The sequence below is a fragment of the Bacteroides sp. GM023 genome (genome assembly GCF_014750685.1).
Taxonomy (GTDB): Bacteria; Bacteroidota; Bacteroidia; order Bacteroidales; family Bacteroidaceae; genus Bacteroides.
Genome location: NZ_JAAXGE010000020.1, coordinates 1 through 2,785, shown reverse-complemented (window position 1 = coordinate 2,785; position 2,785 = coordinate 1). Strand labels below are relative to the sequence as shown.

General features: G+C 41.4%; 2 protein-coding genes and 1 pseudogene. All 3 read right to left on the bottom strand.

Annotated features, from left to right (window positions below; all coding sequences use genetic code 11):
- A pseudogene (locus tag HC965_RS25285) lies at positions 1–300 on the bottom strand (mobilization protein); the annotation flags it as partial.
- A gap of 619 nt (positions 301–919) precedes the next feature.
- Positions 920–1,510 (bottom strand): hypothetical protein, encoded by a 591-nt coding sequence (locus HC965_RS25280; RefSeq protein ID WP_008670455.1) that lies wholly within the window; start codon positions 1,508–1,510, stop codon positions 920–922.
- Positions 1,511–1,981: 471 nt separating this feature from the next.
- The coding region (locus tag HC965_RS25275; RefSeq protein WP_191034060.1) for a mobilization protein at positions 1,982–2,785 on the bottom strand (804 nt) is incomplete at its 5' end.

Below are 2,785 nucleotides of genomic sequence, written 5' to 3'. Positions count from 1 at the left end.
GTGTCCATTGCTTTGCGTTCATGTATCCTTCGTCCTTGTGTATATGGATTTGAAACGCTTCAATTGCTTGATTACTATTACCCCCTCCCGTATGGGTGCTGCTTTAGTCTGCATCTTCTGCCCAACCGTATCGAAATATCTCTGTTTCGCACTCTCCAGCCGATGGGAGATGCTATCTCCAACCCAGCTTTCATTCAAATGACTAAGTTCCGGACGAACATAGTCCAACTCTTTTTCCCTAAAGTTGTGAATCTCGCTCCCCGGCTTCACTGCTTGTACATGAATACTTGTTGCTCCCATAAGTTAACATTTTTGTGACAATCGATAACAGCCGGTGACAGCCGGCTGACAGGGGGTTAAGGGGGCTTGTCCCCTTACACACGTACCCTTTAGGGTGCTAGTGTGCTATCACCATACTGCATAGGTGCGAAGTTAGTGAATGTTTTGTAAATGCACAAATAAAGGGGAAAACATTTGGATTTGCGACAATAAAGTACTACCTTTGTTGCTGACCAAACGGTAGCTGACCGATACGGGAGAGTTACCAAAATACAAGCCGCTGGAGTTAATTGACGGACATCCGACATCCCCAGCGGCTTTATTTTTGCCTATCTGCTTCGTCTAGGCATACCAGTACCTCTACTAAAAATGTACTTCAAAGATACTTATTTTCTACCGACTTGATAGTTTTTACCCCATATTCTTGGACATTTTTCCCCCATGAGGTTATCTTTGTAGGGTGAAAGAGAAACCCATAAACGGGGATAGATTGAATGCTGGGAAGCATAAACAATCGGGGTAAGGTTAGCGAACCTTGCCTTTCATCCCCCATTATAACTTTACATAGAGGAACTTTATCTATCCCCCCCCCCGCCCCCAAAGGGGGAGCGACCAAACGGCAGCTTCACTCAATGGAGTGTTACAGTTCATCAAAACCAAGTGATAACTGTCGTTTCTCTGCTTCTTCTTTCTTTTGGGCAGCTAAAGTCTTTTTCCGAACGTATGTTTTTGTAAATGAAACCCTATCCCCATTAAAGACAATCAACGGATTAATGAACCAATTATATTCGTTTGGACCTCTTGCTATGATTTCACTTTGTACGAGCTCTGCCAATCCTTTGTATATGGCTTTGTCTGATTTGTATTGGGTGTATTCTAAGCATTTTCGCCTATCGAAAATTATCATATCATTCTTAGGCTTCATGCAAGTTAGAATATACCCGAAAACCCGAATAGCTGATTGTGATAGATTGAAAAAAGCGGCAAAATTCGCAAGGTATAGTTTTGCAAATTGCTCTTCATCTACTTCTATTTGTCGGATAAACGAGGTTTTGAATACTTCTCCTGTATCTGTATCAGCAACAGCAACTACAGCTTTTTTATCACTTCCCGTACTACTTTTGTATTTCTTAACAACGTGATTTTCAATCCCTTCAATTGCTTGTTTCATAAAGGGGTTTTCTTCGTTTTTTTGAAAATCGGTTAATTTGAGTACTTTCTTATTTTCCATAAACATTCTATTTAGGCAAATTTGACTTTCTATATATCGGTGAAAAAGTATAATTTGATTTTCCACAAAGGAATATTTAAATTTCCATTAATACAATAAAAAAGCAAAATATATTTTCCTTTTTAACATCTAATAGGAAAGAGTGACTTTCTAATATGGAAAATCTGATTTTCCAATATGGAAAATACCCTATATTGAGTATCAACTACTTAACTTATTCTATTTCTTAAGTTCTTATTATACCCTAAAAACGGCATATAATCAACTACTTAAAAAATCATCGGTCGGGGAGCGCCCAGCGGCAAGGGGCGGGACCACCCGTCCCGACGAGCGCCCACACCATAAACTTTTTTTCGAATAAGCACACAACCGTTTTTCGAACCCTGCAAAATTTCTTCCGAACCCGAACGGCGTAACACTCCATTGAGTGAAGCTGCCGTTTGGTCGCTCCCCCTTTGGGGGCGGGGGGGGTTACATACCCATGCCGAAACCTCTGCTTCTGGTGATTTGCTTGAGTAGGTCTTTCCCCTCTTCCATAGCTTTTGATATGTTTGGGAAATGATGCCTTAAAGCCTCCAGTTGTTCGGAATTGAACAAATCTTTCATCTTACCAAGTTCTTTTTTCAATTCCTTGGTTTCGGTCTTTAGTTCTTGGTTCTCCGTTCTTAGTCGGTTACTGGTTGTCCTTGCATTGTCCATTTGCTGTCTATAATACTCCTTGTCGTTCTCGGCTTTGAATACCTTTGTGCCGTTTCGCTCTTTTTCAAGTATAGCCTTTCCCAGTCTATCGGATAGCTGTTCATTTTCCCCCTCTAAAGCCTTTATTTTGGCTTTTAAGGCATCTTTTTCCCTATCGTTAACCGTTTTCCCTATCAAGCCGTAAAACTTCTCTGAAGCCTTAGAAATGAGTTTTTGGACGTTTTTCTTTGTTTCAATGGAACGTAGTTCTTTCTGAAGCTGAAGAAGCTGGTTTTGCACGTCCTTGTGCTTGTCTAACGCACTGGATATATCGTTGGATAGTTCCTGAAGCTGTTCTTTCGCACATTCGGTCTTGTACTGCATAGCCGATAAGTGTTTGCGATCAGAAGAAACACCACGTTCCATGCCCAGTGCTTCAGATGCTATGGTTTGGAGTTCTGCCATGTCATCACGCGATAAACGCACACTCTTCCCGTTCGGCTGCGTCCAATCGAAAACTACATGGGCGTGAAGGTTAGGTGTCCATTGCTTTGCGTTCATGTATCCTTCGTCCTTGTGTATATGGATTTGAAACGC

Coding starts and splice junctions, on each gene's coding strand:
- HC965_RS25280 (WP_008670455.1), bottom strand. CDS start 1,510: ATGGAAAATAAGAAAGTACTCAAATTAACCGATTTTCAAAAAAACGAA.